This window comes from Thermoactinomyces sp. CICC 10735, assembly GCF_016055175.1.
Classification (GTDB): Bacteria; Bacillota; Bacilli; order Thermoactinomycetales; family Thermoactinomycetaceae; genus Thermoactinomyces; species Thermoactinomyces vulgaris.
Genome location: NZ_JAECVT010000006.1, coordinates 38,043 through 58,050, shown reverse-complemented (window position 1 = coordinate 58,050; position 20,008 = coordinate 38,043). Strand labels below are relative to the sequence as shown.

21 protein-coding genes and 12 tRNA genes are annotated in these 20,008 nt (G+C 49.9%); 2 read left to right on the top strand and 31 right to left on the bottom strand.

The features are described 5' to 3' along the window. Positions 1-50: 50 nt before the first annotated feature. The 8 genes from xylE to I8U23_RS12630 form a co-directional block, all read right to left on the bottom strand. Positions 51-1,478 (bottom strand): D-xylose transporter XylE, encoded by a 1,428-nt coding sequence (gene xylE, locus I8U23_RS12665; RefSeq protein WP_198051114.1) that lies wholly within the window; start codon positions 1,476-1,478, stop codon positions 51-53. A gap of 87 nt (positions 1,479-1,565) precedes the next feature. Next, positions 1,566-2,891, bottom strand: coding sequence for a xylose isomerase (xylA, locus tag I8U23_RS12660; protein WP_037998292.1), 1,326 nt, complete (start codon positions 2,889-2,891; stop codon positions 1,566-1,568). Between the two features lie 261 nt (positions 2,892-3,152). Continuing rightward, positions 3,153-4,793 carry a chaperonin GroEL gene (gene groL, locus I8U23_RS12655; protein ID WP_121874493.1) on the bottom strand — a complete coding sequence of 547 codons (1,641 nt, stop codon included), beginning with the start codon at positions 4,791-4,793 and terminating at the stop codon, positions 3,153-3,155. A 56-nt stretch (positions 4,794-4,849) separates the two neighbouring features. Beyond that, positions 4,850-5,134, bottom strand: a complete 285-nt coding sequence (groES, locus tag I8U23_RS12650; RefSeq protein ID WP_037998287.1) for a co-chaperone GroES — start codon at positions 5,132-5,134, stop codon at positions 4,850-4,852. A 239-nt stretch (positions 5,135-5,373) separates the two neighbouring features. Continuing rightward, positions 5,374-5,607, bottom strand: coding sequence for a hypothetical protein (locus I8U23_RS12645; RefSeq protein WP_037998284.1), 234 nt, complete (start codon positions 5,605-5,607; stop codon positions 5,374-5,376). A gap of 92 nt (positions 5,608-5,699) precedes the next feature. Next, on the bottom strand, positions 5,700-6,446 hold the full coding sequence (gene tatC / locus I8U23_RS12640; protein ID WP_037998282.1) for a twin-arginine translocase subunit TatC: 747 nt from the start codon (positions 6,444-6,446) through the stop codon (positions 5,700-5,702). Positions 6,447-6,479: 33 nt separating this feature from the next. Continuing rightward, complete coding sequence (locus I8U23_RS12635; RefSeq protein WP_052186911.1) at positions 6,480-7,157, bottom strand: redox-sensing transcriptional repressor Rex; 678 nt, start codon at positions 7,155-7,157, stop codon at positions 6,480-6,482. A gap of 89 nt (positions 7,158-7,246) precedes the next feature. Continuing rightward, on the bottom strand, positions 7,247-7,831 hold the full coding sequence (locus tag I8U23_RS12630; protein WP_037998281.1) for a 5-formyltetrahydrofolate cyclo-ligase: 585 nt from the start codon (positions 7,829-7,831) through the stop codon (positions 7,247-7,249). 94 nt (positions 7,832-7,925) lie between these two features. Between I8U23_RS12630 and I8U23_RS12625 the strand changes: the two genes are divergently transcribed. Further along, positions 7,926-9,914, top strand: a complete 1,989-nt coding sequence (locus tag I8U23_RS12625; RefSeq protein WP_231564652.1) for an ABC-F family ATP-binding cassette domain-containing protein — start codon at positions 7,926-7,928, stop codon at positions 9,912-9,914. Between the two features lie 42 nt (positions 9,915-9,956). Here the strand turns inward: I8U23_RS12625 and I8U23_RS12620 are convergent, their stop codons facing one another. The 23 genes from I8U23_RS12620 to I8U23_RS12510 all read right to left on the bottom strand — a co-directional run bounded on the left by I8U23_RS12620 (position 9,957) and on the right by I8U23_RS12510 (position 18,847). Beyond that, positions 9,957-10,910, bottom strand: coding sequence for a 5-oxoprolinase subunit C family protein (locus I8U23_RS12620; RefSeq protein ID WP_198051105.1), 954 nt, complete (start codon positions 10,908-10,910; stop codon positions 9,957-9,959). Continuing rightward, positions 10,903-11,706 (bottom strand): LamB/YcsF family protein, encoded by an 804-nt coding sequence (locus I8U23_RS12615; protein ID WP_052186916.1) that lies wholly within the window; start codon positions 11,704-11,706, stop codon positions 10,903-10,905. The genes I8U23_RS12620 and I8U23_RS12615 overlap by 8 nt, the downstream gene beginning before the upstream one ends. Next, entirely contained in the window at positions 11,663-12,415 is a 753-nt protein-coding gene (pxpB, locus tag I8U23_RS12610; RefSeq protein ID WP_069201568.1) for a 5-oxoprolinase subunit PxpB, read from the bottom strand. Before pxpB ends, I8U23_RS12615 begins: the two co-directional genes overlap by 44 nt. Before the next feature lie 150 nt (positions 12,416-12,565). After that, the gene (gene tsaD / locus I8U23_RS12605) at positions 12,566-13,591 is read right to left on the bottom strand and encodes a tRNA (adenosine(37)-N6)-threonylcarbamoyltransferase complex transferase subunit TsaD (protein ID WP_062843376.1); all 1,026 of its coding nucleotides are present in this window, start codon (positions 13,589-13,591) and stop codon (positions 12,566-12,568) included. Continuing rightward, positions 13,554-14,051 carry a ribosomal protein S18-alanine N-acetyltransferase gene (rimI, locus tag I8U23_RS12600; protein WP_037998146.1) on the bottom strand — a complete coding sequence of 166 codons (498 nt, stop codon included), beginning with the start codon at positions 14,049-14,051 and terminating at the stop codon, positions 13,554-13,556. The genes tsaD and rimI overlap by 38 nt, the downstream gene beginning before the upstream one ends. Beyond that, on the bottom strand, positions 14,044-14,769 hold the full coding sequence (gene tsaB / locus I8U23_RS12595) for a tRNA (adenosine(37)-N6)-threonylcarbamoyltransferase complex dimerization subunit type 1 TsaB (protein WP_198051104.1): 726 nt from the start codon (positions 14,767-14,769) through the stop codon (positions 14,044-14,046). Before tsaB ends, rimI begins: the two co-directional genes overlap by 8 nt. After that, entirely contained in the window at positions 14,766-15,224 is a 459-nt protein-coding gene (gene tsaE, locus I8U23_RS12590; protein ID WP_037998151.1) for a tRNA (adenosine(37)-N6)-threonylcarbamoyltransferase complex ATPase subunit type 1 TsaE, read from the bottom strand. Before tsaE ends, tsaB begins: the two co-directional genes overlap by 4 nt. Before the next feature lie 5 nt (positions 15,225-15,229). Next, positions 15,230-16,228: a thiamine-phosphate kinase gene (gene thiL, locus I8U23_RS12585; RefSeq protein WP_198051103.1), complete on the bottom strand. Its 999-nt coding sequence runs from the start codon at positions 16,226-16,228 to the stop codon at positions 15,230-15,232. Positions 16,229-16,303: 75 nt separating this feature from the next. After that, a tRNA-Gly gene (locus I8U23_RS12580) sits at positions 16,304-16,377 on the bottom strand. 11 nt (positions 16,378-16,388) lie between these two features. Continuing rightward, positions 16,389-16,465 (bottom strand) — tRNA-Pro (locus tag I8U23_RS12575). An 18-nt stretch (positions 16,466-16,483) separates the two neighbouring features. Beyond that, a tRNA-Leu gene (locus tag I8U23_RS12570) sits at positions 16,484-16,570 on the bottom strand. A 12-nt stretch (positions 16,571-16,582) separates the two neighbouring features. Next, positions 16,583-16,667, bottom strand: a tRNA-Leu gene (locus I8U23_RS12565). 154 nt (positions 16,668-16,821) lie between these two features. Then, positions 16,822-16,897, bottom strand: a tRNA-Lys gene (locus I8U23_RS12560). A 10-nt stretch (positions 16,898-16,907) separates the two neighbouring features. Then, positions 16,908-16,982: transfer RNA gene (locus tag I8U23_RS12555), tRNA-Gln, on the bottom strand. Between the two features lie 4 nt (positions 16,983-16,986). Beyond that, positions 16,987-17,062, bottom strand: a tRNA-His gene (locus I8U23_RS12550). Positions 17,063-17,074: 12 nt separating this feature from the next. Next, positions 17,075-17,151, bottom strand: a tRNA-Asp gene (locus I8U23_RS12545). Positions 17,152-17,168: 17 nt separating this feature from the next. After that, positions 17,169-17,244: transfer RNA gene (locus tag I8U23_RS12540), tRNA-Val, on the bottom strand. 4 nt (positions 17,245-17,248) lie between these two features. After that, positions 17,249-17,325, bottom strand: a tRNA-Glu gene (locus tag I8U23_RS12535). Between the two features lie 7 nt (positions 17,326-17,332). Beyond that, positions 17,333-17,426, bottom strand: a tRNA-Ser gene (locus tag I8U23_RS12530). Between the two features lie 3 nt (positions 17,427-17,429). Continuing rightward, positions 17,430-17,504: transfer RNA gene (locus I8U23_RS12525), tRNA-Asn, on the bottom strand. A 28-nt stretch (positions 17,505-17,532) separates the two neighbouring features. Continuing rightward, positions 17,533-17,697, bottom strand: a complete 165-nt coding sequence (locus tag I8U23_RS12520; protein ID WP_156097777.1) for a hypothetical protein — start codon at positions 17,695-17,697, stop codon at positions 17,533-17,535. Then, positions 17,697-18,401: a Bax inhibitor-1/YccA family protein gene (locus tag I8U23_RS12515; protein WP_231564650.1), complete on the bottom strand. Its 705-nt coding sequence runs from the start codon at positions 18,399-18,401 to the stop codon at positions 17,697-17,699. The genes I8U23_RS12520 and I8U23_RS12515 overlap by 1 nt, the downstream gene beginning before the upstream one ends. A 116-nt stretch (positions 18,402-18,517) precedes the next feature. Then, a complete protein-coding gene (locus tag I8U23_RS12510) occupies positions 18,518-18,847 on the bottom strand; it encodes a hypothetical protein (protein WP_037998138.1) in 330 nt (109 codons plus the stop codon). Positions 18,848-18,978: 131 nt separating this feature from the next. Here I8U23_RS12510 and I8U23_RS12505 point away from each other — a divergent pair, with 131 nt between their 5' ends. Continuing rightward, on the top strand, positions 18,979-20,007 hold the full coding sequence (locus I8U23_RS12505; protein WP_240790236.1) for a ThiF family adenylyltransferase: 1,029 nt from the start codon (positions 18,979-18,981) through the stop codon (positions 20,005-20,007). The last annotated feature ends 1 nt before the right edge of the window (position 20,008 follow it).

The window sequence follows — 20,008 nt, the reverse complement described above, 5'->3', positions numbered from 1 at the left end:
TTTTGTTTCATTTCAACAAACACAAAAAAAACCTCCGAAAACGGAGGTTTTTAAACGGTGTCCGCTTTGCCTGCCGGACTTTGCTTTTCTTTTTTCCACAATGCTTCCATCTGCTCCAGTGTTTTTCCTTTGGTTTCCGGAACCATCTTCCAGATAAACAGCGCGGACAGTACGCTCATGGTTCCGTAAAAACCATAAGTGAACGCACCACTGAATTCCATCATGGCCGGATAAGTCGAAGAAATGAAGAAATTGGCCAGCCATTGTGCGGCAACGGCCACCGCCATGGCCTGCCCCCGGATTTTGTTTGGGAAAATTTCAGACAACATCACCCAGCAAACCGGTCCCCAAGACATCATAAACGACGCGGTGTAAAATACCATGAAAAACAATGCCCAGATGCCGAACCATTGGAGTGATGCAAACGCCGCCATTCCGAACATGCCTGCGGCCATTCCGATTGAACCGGTAATCAGCAAAGGTTTTCTTCCCCATTTGTCCACCGTTTGAATGGCCACGATGGTGAAAATGACATTGACAGTCCCCATGACCACGGTTTGGACCATGGAGGCATTTTGGCCGGCACCCATGCTTTCAAAAATGCGCGGGGCATAATAGAGCGCCACATTGATTCCGACGAATTGCTGGAAAACCGAAAGCAAAACCCCCACGGCAATCACAAGCTTCCCGTAGGAAAACAGCCGGCCGGCTTTCACTTTTTGGCGCAACGACGCTTCGATTTCCGCCAAAATTCCCTGCGCCCGGTCTTTGGAGCCATAGATTTTCTTTAAGATGCCAAACGCCTGATCCCTGCGGCTTTTGGAAGCCAGGAACCTCGGAGTTTCCGGAACAAAAAACAATAAAACCAAAAACAGGGTGGCCGGAACCAGTTCGGATGCCATCATGTACCTCCAGCCACGGTCGACAATCCACTCCATCGAATGGCCGCTGGCAATCATCCAGTTCACAATGTATACCACCAATTGCCCGAAAATAATGGCAAATTGGTAGTAAGAAACAAGCCTTCCCCGGACGGATGCAGGGGCGATTTCCCCGATATACGTCGGTGAAGCGGCAGATGCGATTCCAACCCCGACCCCGCCAAGAATCCGGTAGAAGTTAAACATCCACAGCAATCCCATCGTGGGCTCCCCCGCTTGGAAAAAAAAGAACTCCGGATACGCGGACCCCAAAGCCGACAAGATAAATAAAACAGCCGATACCAACAATGCATTTTTGCGTCCGATGGAATTGGAAATCCATCCGGAAATCATGGCGCCAAGGATGCAACCAATCAATGCGGATGACACGGTTAACCCGTGGACGAATGAACCAAGCCCGAGACTTTGGATCAGGTATACTTCAATGGCTTGCTCCGCCCCGGAGATGACAGCCGTGTCATATCCGAACAAAAGTCCTCCCAATGCCGCGGTCAAAGTAAGCGATAAAATATAAAAGCGATGCGTGCCATCCTTCATCCGTTTTGAGGAACAAGCCCCCTTTTCGGGGGCCGGCCCTCCGCCTCCTCTCTTTGTCAAGGCATTCACCGGAAGAAACCTCCTGCTTTACCTTTGGGCAACAATATTTAACAAGTATTGGTTGATGGTGGCTTTGATCTGTTCCAGCCGCCCGGATTCATTCCGGATTTCGTTTAAGCCCAGCGCATATTCCTCCAATTTGTGAAAATCGACTTTCCCTTCGACAATCTCTTTTCCGATTCCATCCCGATAACTCGCGTACCGTTTTTCGATCCATCCATCCAGCACTTGATCATCAATCAATTTTTGTGCCACTTTGAGCCCCACGGCAAAGCTGTCCATTCCGACGATATGGGCCAGGAATAAATCATCCGGTTCGAACGAACCACGGCGCACTTTGGCGTCAAAGTTCAATCCGCCCGGCTTCAAGCCACCATTTTTCAGAATTTCATACATGGCCAGGGTTGTTGCATACAAATCCGACGGAAATTCATCGGTATCCCAACCCAACAGAGGATGCCCCTGGTTGGCATCCACAGACCCCAGCAAGCCGTGAATCCGTGCATAGCGCAGTTCATGTTCAAAGGTGTGGCCGGCAAGGGTGGCATGGTTGGCTTCGATATTTAATTTGAAATCATCTTGAAGGTCATAATGTTGCAAAAACGCATAGCAACTGGCCGCATCAAAATCATATTGGTGCGAGGTCGGCTCTTTGGGTTTCGGCTCCAGCAACAACTGCCCTTCAAAGCCGATTTCTTTGGCATAATCCACCGCCATGCGGAAGAAACGGGCCAAATTGTCCAACTCCAGCTTCATGTCGGTATTCAAAAGCGTTTCATATCCTTCGCGCCCGCCCCAAAACACATAATTTTCCGCTTCCAGCTCTTTGGCAATTTCCAACCCTTTTTTCACTTTGGCTGCTGCATAGGCAAACACATCCGCCTGGTTGGAAGAGGCCGCCCCGTGCACGAAACGCGGGTGCGTAAAGTTGTTCACGGTGTTCCACAGCAATTTAACCTTGCTGTCTTTCATGTAATCCTTAATCATCGACACAATGATATCCAGATTTCGATTGGTCTCTCTTAAATTGCTTCCTTCCGGCGCGATATCCACATCATGGAAGCAGAAATAAGGAACCCCCAGTTTTTCAAAAAATTCAAAGGCCGCTTCCACCCTCGCTTTGGCCAAATCCAGCCCCTGATACCGGTCCCATGGCCTGAGCGCCGTTCCGCTCCCGAACGGATCGGATAAATCTTCGGTAAAGGTATGCCAATAAGCCACACTGAACCGCAAGATCTCTTCCATGGTTTTGCCGCCGACTTTTTCCTCCGGATTGTAGTGCTTGAATGCAAAAGGATTGGATGACCCCGGACCCTCATACCGGATTTTTTCAATATTAGGGAAAAAGCTCATCTACCTCTTCTCCTTTCATGATCTGCGATGGAAAAAAACTTCAAACTTTGTTTATTCTTTAAATTAAGTTAATCGCAAAATGAAAACGTTGTCAATATAAAATACTCATATAAACAAAGATATTCCGTTATACACACCAGATATTTCTTGTCGACTTTATTCATCGGTTAAACTATTCATATCAAAAAACGGATAGAAAAAGAGGCCTTCCATTCAATGAATGGAGGCCTCTTTTTCAGATCAACGGGCTTCAGGGCTTGATTACATCATGCCGCCCATTCCGCCCATTCCTCCCATGTCCGGAGAACCGCTGTCTTTTTGTTCTTCCGGTTTGTCAGCCACAACGGCTTCCGTGGTGAGGAACATGGCAGCAACGGATGCTGCATTTTGCAGTGCGGAACGGGTTACTTTCGCCGGATCCACAACACCAGCTTGGATCATGTCGACCCATTCGCCGCTTGCAGCGTTGAATCCGACTCCGGCTTCTTCTTTTTTCAGACGTTCCACGATGACGGAACCTTCCAATCCGGCGTTGAAAGCGATTTGGCGTACCGGCTCTTCCAGTGCACGTTTGATGATGGAAACACCGGTTTTTTCGTCGCCAATCGGCAAAGAGCTTTCCAGATCTCCCACAACATTGATCACATTAACAAGCGCGGTTCCCCCACCGGCAACAATTCCTTCTTCCACAGCGGCACGGGTGGAGTTGAGCGCGTCTTCAATGCGCAATTTTTTCTCTTTGAGTTCGGTTTCGGTTGCAGCACCGACTTTGATGACGGCCACACCGCCAGCCAGTTTGGCCAGACGTTCTTGCAGTTTTTCTTTATCAAACTCGGAAGTGGTTTCTTCGAGTTGTTGACGGATTTGGTTTACACGGGATTGGATGGCACTGGGTTCACCGTAACCGTCAACGATGATGGTGTCGTCTTTGTTGACGCGTACTTGGCGGGCACGGCCGAGCACTTCGAGTCCGACGGATTTCAGGTCGAGACCCAATTCTTCGGAAATGCGTTGCCCACCGGTCAAGATGGCAATGTCATCGAGCATTGCTTTGCGGCGGTCACCAAATCCGGGAGCTTTTACAGCCACAGCGGTGAACGTTCCACGCAATTTGTTCACAACGAGGGTGGCCAATGCTTCCCCTTCCATGTCTTCGGCAATGATTAACAATTGTTTGCCTTGTTGTACCACTTTTTCCAGGATCGGCAGGATTTCTTGGATGCTGCTGATTTTTTTGTCGGTGATGAGGATGTACGGCTCATCCAAAACAGCTTCCATTTTGTCGGTGTCGGTTACCATGTAAGGAGAAATGTAACCGCGGTCGAATTGCATCCCTTCCACCACTTCGAGTTCGGTGGCGAATCCTTTGGACTCTTCCACGGTGATGACGCCGTCTTTACCCACTTTTTCCATGGCTTCGGCAATCAATTTACCGATTTCTTCATCGTTAGCAGAAATGGCTGCAACTTGGGCAATGGAGTCTTTTCCTTCGATCGGTTTTGCAATTTCATGAATTTGTTCAACGGCTTTTTTAACCGCTTTTTCGATCCCTTTGCGGAGAATCATCGGGTTTGCACCGGCAGCTACGTTTTTCAATCCTTCACGGATGATGGCTTGTGCCAAAACGGTGGCTGTGGTGGTACCGTCTCCGGCAACGTCGTTGGTTTTGGTTGCTACTTCTTTCACCAACTGTGCACCCATGTTTTCAAAAGGATCTTCCAATTCGATTTCTTTTGCAATGGTTACACCGTCATTTGTAATCAAAGGAGAACCGAATTTTCTTTCCAACACCACGTTGCGGCCTTTCGGTCCGAGGGTTACTTTTACCGCATTCGCCAGTGCGTCCACTCCGCGCAGCATTGCACGACGGGCTTCTTCGCTGAATTGAATTTCTTTTGCCATGACTCACCGTCCCCTTTCCATATGTAAGTGAAATTTTTATATCTCAATGACTGAGATCAGTCAACGATTGCGAGGATATCACTTTCACGCAAGATGAGGTATTCTTTGTCGCCGTATTTTACTTCGGTTCCGGCATATTTGGAGAAGATCACATGGTCTCCTTCTTTGACTTCCAATGCGATCCGGTTTCCATTGTCATCCAAGCGGCCGCTTCCAACCGCAACAATGCGTCCTTCTTGCGGTTTTTCTTTGGCGGTGTCCGGCAAAACGATGCCGCTGGCTGTTTTTTCTTCTTTTTCTACTGCTTCCAAGACAACACGATCACCCAAAGGTTTGATCATTGCGAAACCCTCCTTTGTTCAGTGGATGAATTTGTCATATTGTTAGCACTCATCAAAGCCGAGTGCTAACATCCATTAAATATAATATTCCTCTCGCCTTCATTTTTCAAGTGGGGAGCCAAAAAAACTATCAAAAATCCCGTTCAGGCAAAAATGAAAGCGATTCCCACCCCGAATCGCTTTCCAAATCCCGGTCTGCTTTTTTGTTTGTGAAATGCTCCTTATAATAAATAAACATCTCATATTGACTGGTTTAAATCAAGACGGATTTTAAAATCATCTTCCGGGCCGCCCGATGACGAATGGCCGGAAGAACCGCCATCCTGGCGCTTTCCGCCTTTGAACAAAGAGAGCAACCGGTCTTCAAAAAATTGGGAGACACACTGCCTGACCGATGGTATGGCCAACAGCGTCATCAAGACAAAGGCGAAAAAATACACCTTTGGGAAACGGTCTTTTGAACATGAACTCATGGTACTCCTCCTTCCATCAGGAATTGTTCCCCAATCCATATCAACCTATGTAACGCAAAAACTCCCGTCAGAGGACGGGAGTTTTTCGCCAATCATTGATTTTCTTTTTCCCACTCAGCATCTTGGCGCTCCATGCGCCGTGACAAAATCGTTGAAATGGAAATACTTACTTCATATAACAAGATCAGCGGAATGGAGACGAGGATGTTGGCGATCGGCTCGGGTGGCGTGATCAAAGCCGCGACGATCACCAGCCCCAGGTATGCATAACGCCGCACTTTGCGCAACAAATCCGGCGTCACCAAGCGGATGCGCGTCAAAAACAAAGTGATCACCGGCAATTCAAAAAACAGCGCGAGCGGCAGGATCACTCCGAACAAAAAACTGAAAGCATATTGTACGCTGAAGTTTTCCTGCAACCCCATCTGTCCGCCAAGCAACACCAAAAAATCAAGGATATAAGGAAAAATGACAAAATACCCGAAAGCAACGCCCGTTAAAAACAATCCCAATGAGACCGGAATATAAATCAACGCGGCCCTTTGTTCATTCGGGTGAAGACCCGGGCGGACAAAGCGCCAAAGGTGATACATCCAGAAAGGCGAACTGATCACCAAGGCTATAATGACCGATATTTGCATATAAATACGAATCGGATCAACCGGATTCAAGATGACGATTTTGTAATCGGAAAACAAGTCCTGCTTAATGAACAAGAACACATCCTGCGAATAAAAAAAGCTTCCGATTAAGGCGACGAAAAAAAAGACCAGACTCCATATAATACGGCGTCGAAGCTCCCCTAAATGCTCTGTGATCGGCTGTTGTTCATCGCTCATGATCCAATGCTCCCTTACAATCATCTGTGGCAATCATTTTTCCGTCGTCAAAGACTCTTCTTCGCTGTCCCCCGGGTTCCCTTCCGGAAAGTTTTTGAGGAAGTAAATCAATGTCTGCAGTTCGATCGTCAAATCGATATTGTGAATACGCACATAAGGTGGCGCCGTCAAACGGGCCGGCGTGAAGTTTAAAATCCCCCGGATCCCGTTCTTGACCAAAAAATCAGCCGTGGATTGAGCCGCATTCAGCGGAACAGTCAAAATCGCCACTTCCACATTGTGCAACTGGGTCACTTCCGCCAGGCGATCCATGGAATAGACCGGAATGCCATCCACATCTTTTCCCACTTTGTTCGGATCCTGGTCAAAACCGGCAACGATCTTGGTATTGTGGCTGCGATAAAAATTATATCTCAATAATGCCGTTCCGAGATTTCCCACTCCAACCAACACCACATTGGTGACCTCGTCTTGTTTCAAGAAATCCCGTAAAAATTGAAGCAGATAAGTAACATTATAACCGTAACCTTTTTTCCCGAGCTCACCCAGGTAAGAAAAATCGCGGCGAATCGTCGCCGGATCTATATGCAATGCATCGCTCAAATCCGCTGAAGAAACGCGTTGTTTCCCGATCGCATGCAATTTCTCCAAATAACGGTAATATAAAGGCAACCGCTTTGCCGTCACCTGCGGTATTTTATTTTCAGGCATCGTGCCAACATACACCTCCATAAATGTGAATCAACGCACAAAAGTTTTGCAAAAAACATCATACCATAAAACTTGTAAATTCGGGTGGTTCACTTAATTTTTAACCGGGTGAATTCCAATATTTTCCGTGGGGAAACCAACCAGTCCATCCTGCAATCATGAGGTTCTGCCTTCACATCATTTACAATTTGTTCATCATAAGCGACGCCCATACGGACCGCTCCGGGGTGCCGGGATAAAAACCGGTCATAATATCCGCCGCCGTATCCCAGGCGAAACCCTGAAACATCGAAGCCGACGCCCGGTACGATCACCAATTCCACTTTCTGAACGACAATCTCCTGACAAAGGGATGCGTCCGGTTCCAAAATGCCGTAGGCTCCTTCGGTCAAATCCTTCAATCCCCGAATCCGGAAGCAACGGATGGACTTCTTTTCTTTTTCGGTTTTTGGCAAAATCACCCGTTTGCCGGATGAAAGCGCTTCTTTCAGGGCAGGCAAAACATCCGCTTCACCACGAACCGGCATATAAAACATCACCGTCTTTGCCTGCTTGTAAGCCGGATGGCCCGTCACCTTCCGGCAGATAATATCAGAACATTCTTTCTTATATGCAGAAGAAAGACGGCTGCGGACTTCAAGCAAATGCCGGCGCAGTTCCTTTTTATTTTTCATGTTATTCATTCCTTCAAGGCAATGAAAAAACAGTGATTGATTCTTACATTATAACCTTTCTTTTTTCAATAATCCACCGGAGATAAGGGCCGCCATGAATAATTTGCCCTGCGGCAAAGACTCGATTACACTGGACATGAGCGAGGTGGACCGAATGCTGTTACAAGCGAAAAACATAGAAAAAACATTTGGAGGAAACATCATTTTTCAAAATGTGGACCTGAAAATCAATGAAGGTGAACATATCGGACTCATCGGCCCGAACGGCGCCGGCAAATCCACGCTTTTAAGAATTTTGATCCGGGAACTGCTTCCCGATGAAGGCGAAATCCATCTTTCCAAAAAAGCCAGAGTCGGCTATTTGGCGCAAAACAGCGGACTTCAGTCTGAAAAAACGGTCTGGGATGAACTTTTGCTCCCGTTTCAAGAACTGATCGGGATGGAAAAGCAGCTCCGCCTGTTGGAAACGGAAATGGGCAAAGAAGAAGTATACACCCGGCCGGACATCTATGAAAAGACGTTGGAAAAATATTCCTCATTGCAATCCGCATTCGAAGAAAAAGGCGGATATGCTTATGAAGCCAAAATCCGGAGAGCTTTAACCGGATTGGGAATGGGCGGCATTGACTGGAAAGCGACACCGGTCCAATCCTTGAGCGGAGGGCAAAAAACCCGGGTGGCGCTGGCCAAATTGCTTTTGGAAGAACCGGATTTACTCATCCTGGATGAGCCGACCAACTATCTGGACATGGACGCGATGTCCTGGTTGGAGCAAATGCTCGCCAATTACCCGGGGGCTTTGCTTTTGGTTTCCCACGACCGGTATTTTCTCGACCGTCTGGTCACCATCATCTATGAACTGGAACACCATCAGATCACCCGGTATGTGGGGAATTATTCTTCCTATGTGAAACAGAAAGAAGCGAGATGGGAACAACAACAAAAACTATATGAAAAGCAACAAGCCGAAATCAAAAGGATGGAAGAATTCATCGAGCGAAACATCGCCCGGGCTTCCACCACCAAGCGGGCACAAAGCCGCCGCAAAGCGCTGGAAAAAATGGAACGCATCGAACCGCCATCCCCGCGCCCGCGCAAAGCGGCCATCCGGTTTGAACCGGCCGTCCGAAGCGGCAAAGAGATTTTGGAAGTCAAAAATTTAACCATCGGATACGAAAAGCCGCTCATCCAAAACCTCGACTTCCGCATCGAACGGGGAGAACACATTGCACTGATCGGTCCGAACGGGCTGGGAAAATCAACATTGTTAAAAACCATCGCCGGCAAGCTTCCTCCGCTCAGCGGGACGTGGAAGTGGGGAACGCAAGTGGAAATGGACTATTATGACCAGGAACAACAAGAGTTGAATCCGGATCTTTCAGTGATTGACGAATTGTGGAATGATCACCCACGCCTGGATCAGACCACCATCCGTTCAGCACTCGGGCAGTTTCTGTTTTACGGGGACCATGTTTTTAAAAAGGTGAGCAGTTTGAGCGGCGGGGAAAAAGCGCGCCTTTCCTTATGTAAACGCATGTTAAACCAGGCAAATTTTTTGCTGATGGATGAACCGACCAACCATTTGGATATGCCCAGCAAAGAACGGTTGGAGCAAGCCTTGGAAGAATTTCCGGGAACCCTGCTGTTCATTTCGCACGACCGGTATTTCATCCGGCGCCTGGCCACCCGCATCTGGGAATTGACCCCCGACGGCATACGGGATTATCAGGGGAATTATGATTGGTACTTGGAGAAAAAGGCATTGGAGCAATTTGAAGACAAAACCGCCCCTCCCGCGCAGGGCACTTCATCCGCCCCTTCGCGGACTGAAGCAGATGCCTACCGGAAGCGGGAAAAAGAAAAGCAACGCAAACAAAAACAACGCCGGCAGAAGTTGGAACGGCTGGAACAAGAAATCGAACAACTGGAATCAAAAATTGAAGAGATTCACGCCAAGTTGTGCGATCCAGAAATTTATAACGATCCGTCCGCCAGTGCGCCTTTGCAACAGGAACTGGCAAAGCTGGAAGAAAAATTGGAGGAAACCACCAATGAATGGGCGGACTTGGCGGATGAATCTTAGTCAAACAACGGTTGCGGCTGCCATCTGAAAAAGATGGCAGCCTCATTTTTGATTATGGGCGCTTAATTGTTTTAAAAAGCGGACTTGTTCCACCAACGCTTCCCTCGCTTCCCCAAGGGACACGGGGCAAAAACGGATCCGGTCGCCCGGCATCAACTGGGCGATCTTCGTGAAATCCGCACGAATCACCGTCGCAATTTGTGTGTAACCGCCGGTCGTCTGGCGATCGGCCAACAGAATAAAGGGCTGTCCGTCCGCCGGAACTTGAATGGATCCAAACGTGACCCCGGCGGATATGATATCCGCTCCGTTTTTGTGTTCCACCGGCTCACCCAAACATTGAAGGCCCATGCGGTTCATCCGGTGAGAACATTGGAATGTGGCGGAAATAAACCGTTCTTTTCCTTTTTGGGTGAAGGCATCATCATGCGGACCGAAAACCACCCGGACTTTTTCCGGTTCTTTCTTTTTTTTCTTTCGGAACCACACCGGCGAAAGCCTTCGCCCCTTTAAAACCGAAGGATCCATCCTCTTTTCCCCCACTTTCAGCTTGTCCCCTTTTTTAAGAGCCCGTCCACCGGTTCCGCCGATTCCGGCGATGAGATCCGTGGACGCACTCTTTAACACTTCGGGCACATCAATTCCTCCGGACACGGTGAGATAACAGCGGGCACCATCCGGTTTTCCTTTCAGGGAGAGCAGACTTCCTTCCGGCCACAAAAAGACGGTTCCAAGCGGCATGTCCTTCCCGTCCAGCTTGGCCGAAAAATCCGCCCCGGTCAGGGTGGCCGCCAATGTTTCATGCGCACGGAAAACCGCTCCGATCAGGTTCATCTCAATGCCGGGGGCATCGGGATGATTTCCGACCAACAAATTTCCGGTGTTTAACGAAAAACGGTCCACGGCCCCACCGACCGTCACGCCCCATGCCTGGTAACCCGTTCTTCCCCCGTCTTGCACCGTGGTCAAGAGTCCCGGATCCACCACTTCAATCATCCAAACGTTCCCCTGCCGGACGAAGCACAATCCCCTCGTCCTCCAATTGTTTGCGCAAACGGGATACGAAAAAAACCGCCCCCGGATGGTCGCCGTGCACACAGATTGTATCCGCTCTTAACGGAACAGCGGTTCCTTCGACCGTGGTCACCATTCCGTCTTTCACCATGGAAATCACTTGCCGGGCGGCTGAACGGATGTCATGGATCACGGCTTTCGGATGGCGGCGGGGGGTTAACGATCCGTCCGGCTGGTAAGTGCGGTCGGCAAATCCTTCTTCGGCCACTGTCAATCCGGCCCGTCGTCCGGCTTTGACCAGTTCGCTTCCGGACAGTGCAAACAAGATCAACTGCTTGTCCAAATCGCGGACGGCTTCGGCAATCGCCCGGGCCAGTTCGGGTTGGACGGTGGCAAGATTGTACAACGCTCCGTGGGGTTTCACATGTCTCACCCGAACCCCTTCCACATCGGCAAATGCTTTTAATGCCCCCACCTGATAAATCACCATATGGTACACCTCGTCTGCCGACATCTTCAACTCACGCCGCCCGAATCCCATCAAATCGGGAAATCCCGGATGCGCCCCCAGGGACACGCCGTATTGTTTGGCCAGTTTGACGCTGTGATACATGGTTTCCGGATCTCCGGCGTGATAACCGCAGGCCACGTTGCAGGAAGTAATCCACTTCATGATTTCTTCATCGTTTCCCAGACGGTAATGCCCGAAACTTTCCCCCAGATCACAATTTAAGTCAACGGATGCTTGACGATTCACTTCCCTTCCCTCCTTTGACATAACGAATTTCAACGGGAATTTCCCCATGATTGCATTTCTCTTTGATGGCGTGGTACACTGGCTCGTCAATGGGGACAAATTGCACCAGGTCCCCGGCGCGCAATAACGATGGAGGAGATTGATCCGGGAGAAACAAAGGCAGCGGCGTCCTGCCGATGATCCTCCAACCGCCCGGCACCTCCAGTGGATAAACGCCGGTTTGTTCGCCGGCAATCCCGACGGAACCGGCCGGAATTTTCGGGCGGGGCGAATCCCGCCTCGGCATCGCGATCCGGGAAGACATCCCTCCCAAATAAGCGAACCCCGGAACAAATCCGATCATATAGACAAGGTAAGTTCCGCCGGCATGAATCCGGATCACCTCTTTGGCATCCATCCGACAGAAGCGGGCCAGTTCCTCCAAATCGGGGCCAAATTCCCCTCCATAACAAACCGGGATTCCGATCATCCGCACCCGATCTTGCCCGTCGCCCGCGGATTCGGCGGAAAAATCCGCCAACTTTGATTGAAGTTCAAAAGAGGATAATAAAAATGGATCAAAATGAATGGTCACCCCTGTATACGAAGGAACCCATTCCACCACCCCGTTGATCTTTTGTTGCTCAAGCCATTTGCAAAAAGCCAGCACCTTCCGGTGAACGGCCGGATCAATCCGATCCCCCAGTTCAACAATCAGGGCTTGTTCTCCCAAGCATCGAAACCGGATCATGTTCCCCCTCCCTGACCAGTCTTCATCTGACTTCGTAATTTATTTTAATTTTAACATAATTTTACCTAAAATCTGATTATTCTTATCCTTATCTTTAAAATAAAAAAACCAATGTCGTCGGACATTGGTCAGTCTTCTTTTTGTCTATATTTAGTTTTCCCCAATCAGCGGGAGGTTGGCATCGGCATTTAAGGTTAAACCGGCCGTTTTCCCGTCCATCAGCTGATAGGTTCCCGCCGCAGCAATCATGGCCGCATTATCCGTACAAAGTTCCAACGGAGGCATTTGAAACCGGATGCCTTCTTGTCCGGCCCGCTCCTGCAAACGTTTCCGCAAGCCTTTGTTGGCCGAAACCCCGCCGGCGAGCAACAAATGTTTCGCTCCGGTTTGATGAACCGCCCGCATCGCCTTTTCAATCAACACCTCGAGCACCGCTTCCTGGAAGCTGGCCGCCAAATTGGCTTCATTGATTTCTTCCCCTCGTTGCTTGGCGTTGTTCACCAAATTCATGACAGCCGATTTCAACCCGCTAAAGCTGAAATCCAAAGAATCCGGTTCCAGCCAGGCCCGCGGCAGATCATATTCAGGCGTTCCCATTGCCGCCAGACGGTCGATGTGCGGCCCTCCCGGATAAGGGAGATTCATCAACCGCGCCACTTTGTCAAACGCTTCCCCGGCGGCGTCATCCCTTGTTTTTCCCAAAAGCTGAAACCGATTGTGTTCTTCCATGTAGATCAATTCCGTATGTCCGCCGGAGACCACTAGTGCGACCAACGGGAAGGAGAGCGGTTGCACCAGGTGATTGGCATAAATGTGCCCTGCAATATGGTGCACCGGGATCAACGGTTTTCCGGTGGCAAACGATAACGCTTTGGCTGCAGCCACCCCGATCAACAGCGCCCCGACCAACCCCGGGCCCTGGGTCACGGCAATCCCGTCCACTTCCTCCATGCTGACCTTGGCATCATGCAAAGCTTTTTCAATAATCAACGTGATCCGTTCCACATGGCGTCTGGAAGCCACTTCCGGCACCACGCCGCCAAATTTGCGGTGGATGTCCATCTGTGATGAAATCACATTGGATAACACAGTGGTTCCGTTTTCCACGACGGCGGCGGATGTTTCATCACAACTTGTCTCAATTCCCAGAATGATGGTCCTTCTGTTCTCGTTCATTTAATGTCACCCACATAATCATCGCATCTTCTTTATTGTCAGTATAATAGCCTTTTCGAATTCCCGAGCGGACAAATCCCAGTTTCTCATACATTTTTTTGGCCACTTCATTGGATACCCGCACTTCCAAGGTCATTTTTTCCGCACCCAATTTTTTCGCCAAATCCATCACATAACTCAACGTCGCTTCACCAATCCCTCTGCCCCGGTAATCCGGGTGAATGGCGATGTTGGTAATGTGCGCCTCATCCAAAATCAGCCAGAACCCGCAGTAGCCGATCACTTTCTCATCGTACGTGGCAACGGTGTAGTAAGCAAACTGGTTAAACATCAACTCATTATAAAACGCCTTGCGCGGCCAAGGGGTGGGAAATGAGCTTTTCTCCACCAATTCAATCTGCGGCAAATCCATGATTTCCATCGGACGAAAAGCCACCGGACCCAGCGATTGTTTAGCCATTCGCCCCTTCCTTCCGTTGTTTTTTTAACCAATTGGCCTCGGCTTCGGTCATCTGCAAATACTCCGGGGAGAAATCCGGTGGTTCCGGTTGTTCTTGCCGGCTCCATTTTTGATAAGCCAACCAGGCCAACGATGCCGGGCGGGGAATGTTCTCCTGCGGGGTGCCGAAACATGCCTGTTTGCCGAGCGTGGACCGGATTTCTTCTTCAAAGCGAACCACGTCATCCCCCAAAAACAAAACCGGTTCGCCGGATTCTTTCAATTGTTGTAACCAAGCATTCAAGGTAATCACTTGCTGGGGCAATTTTTCACGGATTTCATGGTTGTCCATCCGAAATGCCCCGGTATAAACCCTGCGCCGGCGCGCATCAAACATGGGAACCACCCATCCGCCAAAACGGGCACCGTTTAACGCCAACACCGCCAAGCTGGACGCACTGTAAAGCGGAATTTGTCTTGCCCAGGACATGGCCTTGGCGGTGGTCACTCCGATGCGAATGCCGGTGTAAGAACCCGGTCCCCGTGTCACCGCCAAATGGGTGAGATCATCCACGGCGAGATCCAGGTCGTTTAACAGCTGCTCAATGGTGGGCATTAAGCGGACCGAATGGTTCTTGTGTAAATTGGTCACCGTCTCTCCCAAAATTTTTTGGTTTTCCAGATCCATCACGGCCACACCCATCACCAGCGTGGAGGTATCCATGGCGATTAATTTCATCGGGCTGCCAACTCCTTCATCAATGAATTCCAACGCGAATCTTTGGATCGAATCCGGATGCTCCTCCGGTCCGGCTTTACCGTCAAAAACATCCACAACGTGGAATCCGGCAGGAGCGGCTTTACATGGGATGCCCATTCCACCAGACAAACCCCGTCCCCGTAAAAATACTCTTCCAATCCCAACTCTTCTTCCGGGGAATCAATGCGGTACACATCCATGTGATAAAGGGGAAGCGTTCCTTCATATTCTTTGATAATGGTAAAGGTCGGGCTGTCCACCGGTCCCGAAATCCCCAGCGCTTTGGCAATCCCTTGGGCAAGTGTCGTTTTGCCGGCTCCCAAATCCCCCTCCAGCGCAATGACATCCCCGGGTTTCAAATACCGTGCAATGGTTCGGGCCAATGCCTTCGTCTCTTCTTCGCTGAACGTGTCAACCGTGCATTCTTTTTCCACAAATATCACCTGTTTGCAAAATGATTGTAACCGGATTTCTCCACTTTCAACCTTTGTTTATCCACTATTTTTTCAACACCGGGTTCCCCGGATTCCACCTGTCCGATGGCAGCGATTTTCCAATTTCTTCTCTTTGCCTCCCATTCAAAAGCCTCCCAGTGCTGGAACGGAACGGTTCCCAACAATTGAAAATCCTCTCCTCCGCTCCATACCCACTGATACGGATCTTGCCCGGAACTTTCCGCATAAGAGAGCAAAGCCGGGGACAAAGGGATTTTGTCTTCTTCAATCACAATCTTGACGCCGCTGGCTTCGGCAATTTCCCAAGCTTCCCGCGCCAGCCCGTCACTGATGTCATTCAGGGACACGCGGCTGTAAAAAGGAGAATCCGAGAGCCAAGGTCCGATTTGCAGCGGGGGATCAGGGCGACGGTGCGCCTCAATCAACAGCTTCTCCCCGTCAGAAGCTGCCCGGTTCTTCAACAACAAATCCAATCCTACCGCAGAATCCCCCAAAGTGCCCGTGACAAACAAAATATCCCCCGGTTTTGCCGCCGAACGCCGGAGCGCACGCCCTTTCTCCACTTCCCCCGTCAAGGTCAACGTGAGGGTCAAAGGTCCGTCGGTACGGGTCGTGTCCCCGCCGATCAGGGCCACTTTGATTTCTTCTGCATACGCATACAATCCCTCGTAAATTTGGAGCAATTCGTCTTCCTGCCATCCATCCGGAACCGATGCACTGATCAGGGCATAAACCGGCACCCCGCCCATCGCATTGATGTCACTTGCATTGACGGCAAGCAGTTTGCGCCCGATTTCCTTAAATGAAAGGGTATCCCTGCGAAAATGAACGGTTTCCACCATCGTATCACAAGTCAAGACCATGGAATTTCCGGAAAGAGGTTGGACAACCGCCGCATCATCCCCGATATCCACTTCGATGTGCCTGTCGGGAGTCGGACGCCGGCTCAACCAAGACCGAATGAGCGCAAATTCGTCTTGCACCTTGAATCTCTCCTTTGACGGTAAAAAAATAAGGATCGCAGCAGTCACCGCGATCCGTGTTTCTCATCTCTATTTTGGAGCGGGTGAAGGGAATCGAACCCTCGCATTCGGCTTGGAAGGCCGATGTTCTACCACTGAACTACACCCGCAAATATAAAAATGGTCGGGGTGACAGGATTTGAACCTGCGACCTCCTCGTCCCGAACGAGGCGCTCTGCCAAGCTGAGCCACACCCCGATATAAGAATTCTTTGCTTGGTGCGGTCGGCGAGACTCGAACTCGCACGGCCAAAGGGCCACTACCCCCTCAAGATAGCGTGTCTGCCAATTCCACCACGACCGCCCGGTTGACGTTTGGTGCGGGTGGAGGGAGTTGAACCCCCACGCCCGAAGGCGCTAGAACCTAAATCTAGTGCGTCTGCCAATTCCGCCACACCCGCATGACTGCTATTACGCACTGTCAGCTCTCATATCGACAAAAAACAGAATAACATGCTTTCGGGATAAAGTCAATAGAAAATTTATTTTTTATCGCATGTCCATTCATCATGAAAGCCTCCTCAGTGAAAACCCCACCAAGGAGGCCAAACACTGTGGTGAGCCATGAAGGACTCGAACCTTCGACACCCTGATTAAAAGTCAGGTGCTCTACCAACTGAGCTAATGGCTCAAATTTGAAATGGCTGGGGAAGCAGGATTCGAACCTGCGCATCACGGAGTCAAAGTCCGTTGCCTTACCGCTTGGCTATTCCCCATCAATGGGGCGACCGGTGGGAATCGAACCCACGAATGCCGGAGCCACAATCCGGTGCGTTAACCACTTCGCCACGGCCGCCACGCATAAAATTGGCGGAGCTGACGGGATTCGAACCCGCGATCTCCTGCGTGACAGGCAGGCATGTTAGGCCTCTACACCACAGCTCCGCATCATCATATGGAAATGGTGGACGCTGACGGGATCGAACCGCCGACCCTCTGCTTGTAAGGCAGATGCTCTCCCAGCTGAGCTAAGCGTCCGTTTTGGTGACCCGTAGGGGATTCGAACCCCTGCATGCCAGCGTGAAAGGCTGGTGTGTTAAACCGCTTCACCAACGGGCCACGTGAATGGCGGAGAGAGAGGGATTCGAACCCTCGCGGGGCCAGTAAGACCCCCTAACGGTTTAGCAAACCGTCCTCTTCAGCCACTTGAGTATCTCTCCGCGTGGCTCCTCAGGCAGGACTCGAACCTGCAACCTACCGGTTAACAGCCGGGCGCTCTACCATTGAGCTACTGAGGATCATCAACAAGAGACGGATTGTATTATATCAAATCCCCAGCCAAATGGCAAGAGATTTTTTTATTTTTCTTTCGTCCTCATCAGTGACAATTAATAAATTACCACGCTCCACATCTTTCGTCAAGAGTTTTTTTAAAAAAATAATTTTTATTTTACAGCCCTCCCGCTTTCGCAAGAGGGCCTTTGTTGCCATCAGTCATCACTGCTTAAGATCGACAAAAGGTTTTTAAAGATGATGATAAAATCAAGGTACAACATCAGCGCGCCGAAAATGGCCAATTTGGTTGCCGTTTTTTCATCATATGCCCTTTCGCTCATTCTTTTGATGTTTTGAATGTCATAAGCCGTGACAATACAAAAGACCAAAACCAAGAGATAAGAAATCACCAGTTCCACAACGGAGCTTTTCAGGAAGAACAAATTGACCAGTGACGCCAAAACGAGGCCGATCGCCGCCATAATGGCAATAGAACCGATTTTGGTCAAATTGATTTTGGTCACATAACCGATGAACGCAAACAAACCAAACATCCCGGCCGCAATGAGAAATGCCGTCCCGACCAGGGCCAAACCAAACTGCGCCAGGATCAATGTGAAGGTAACCCCGTTTAAAGCGGCATAGAGAAAGAAAGCGAAGGTGGCCATAAACGGAGTCAGCTTGTGAAGAAGCGCAGACAATCCGAACACCACAATTAATTCGGCAATCAAAATCCCCCAGAAAACTCCGGGAGTGGAAGCCAAAAAGAACGGCACATCCGGATTGCTGTACAAAGCCATCGCGATAATCGCGGTCATGGACAAACCGGCAAACATCCAGGAAAACACACGTTGCATCAACCGTTGTTGAATTTGTACCGCAGTGGTTTCATTCATACCGGGAAAACGGGTTTGTTCCACGGAAATCCCCCTCATCTTGATCTTTATCAAAAAATTAGTATATTTCCAATCCCCCATAAAATCAAGCCGGCTCCCCCGGCAAAGAAAGCAAGGATCCCGTTCTTTCCCGTCAGGATTTACCGGATCACCCCGATTTCCCGCAATTGCTCCCGGGTCTTTTCGGTTCCCAATTGGTAAATCATTTGGTAGATCCTGTTGATTTCTCTGTCTTCTTCCGCATTTTCCGCCGCTTCATTATCCAAAAACGGAACATGGGCTTTGGCGAAAAACTGCAACTCCGTTTCCTGGGCCTCGGCAAATAACTTTTCCAACTGCTCAACCTCTTGCGGGGTGGCTTCAATCTCATATTGGAAAACAGGGCTGTTTTCATCTTTTTGTGCCTGTATTTCGCCCGTGTGCGTTCCGAACTCAAGCGATACATAGTATTTTCTTTTTTCCTGCTCCACCTGATCACCTCCTCTCTTTTTCACTGTTTCCTTTTCTCTAAACATTGATGCACCCAAACTCTCCATTCTCAGTTTCATCCTTCTGTGAGAAAATAAGGATATGCGAAAATCAAAGGAGGAACATCAGGAAAGTGGACCAGCAACGATACTCCAGACAAATTCTTTTTGCCCCGATCGGTGAAGAAGGACAAAAAAAATTGTCCCAAGCCCGTGTGGCCGTCGTGGGAATGGGGGCGCTCGGCACCGCCCTTTCCAACCACATGGCCCGGGCCGGCGTCAAATTCTTGCGCCTGATCGACAGGGATTTTGTCGAAGCGAGCAATTTACAACGGCAAATGCTTTATGACGAAACCGATGCCCGGCAACATTTGCCGAAGGTGATCGCTGCCAAAAACAAATTGCAAGCCATCCGTTCCGATCTCGAACTGGAAGCGCACATCGCCGATCTGACCTGGCGCAATGCGGAAGAATTGTTGTCCGATGTGGACCTGATTTTGGACGGAACGGATAACTTTCAAGTGCGTTATCTCATCAATGACTTGAGCATCAAACATCAAATCCCCTGGATCTACGGAGGCGTCGTCGGTTCCCGGGGAATGTCCTTTACGATCCGGCCGGGAAAAACGCCTTGCTTGCGTTGCATCTTTCCGGAAACGCCTGCTCCGGGAGCCGCGGAAACTTGTGACACCGCTGGCGTCATCGGTCCGGCCGTGCAAGTGATTACCGCTTTTCAAGGGGCGGAAGCGATCAAACTGTTGACCGGAAATGAAGAGGCTTGCGAAACGCACCTGCGCCATATCGACTTGTGGTCCAACCATTTTCAATCCTTGGATGTCAGCCATCAAAAAGACGAAGACTGCCCGGCATGCGGCCGCAAACAATGGGATTTCCTTCATCCGGCCCGCAAAGACCCGCAAGAAGTATCCATGTGCGGAAGACAGTCGGTGCAAATCACGCTTTCCCAACCTCTGGATCTGGACATTCTGGAAAGCCGGCTGCAAAAAGTGGGAAAGACCAACAGAAATCCCTTTTTGTTAAAAGCAGATCTGTCTGAAGACGGGCACGAATTGGCCATCTTTCCGGACGGGCGCATCTTGGTGCAAGGAACCACGGACATTCAGACGGCCAAAGCGGTGGTCGCCCGTTATGTGGGCATTTAAA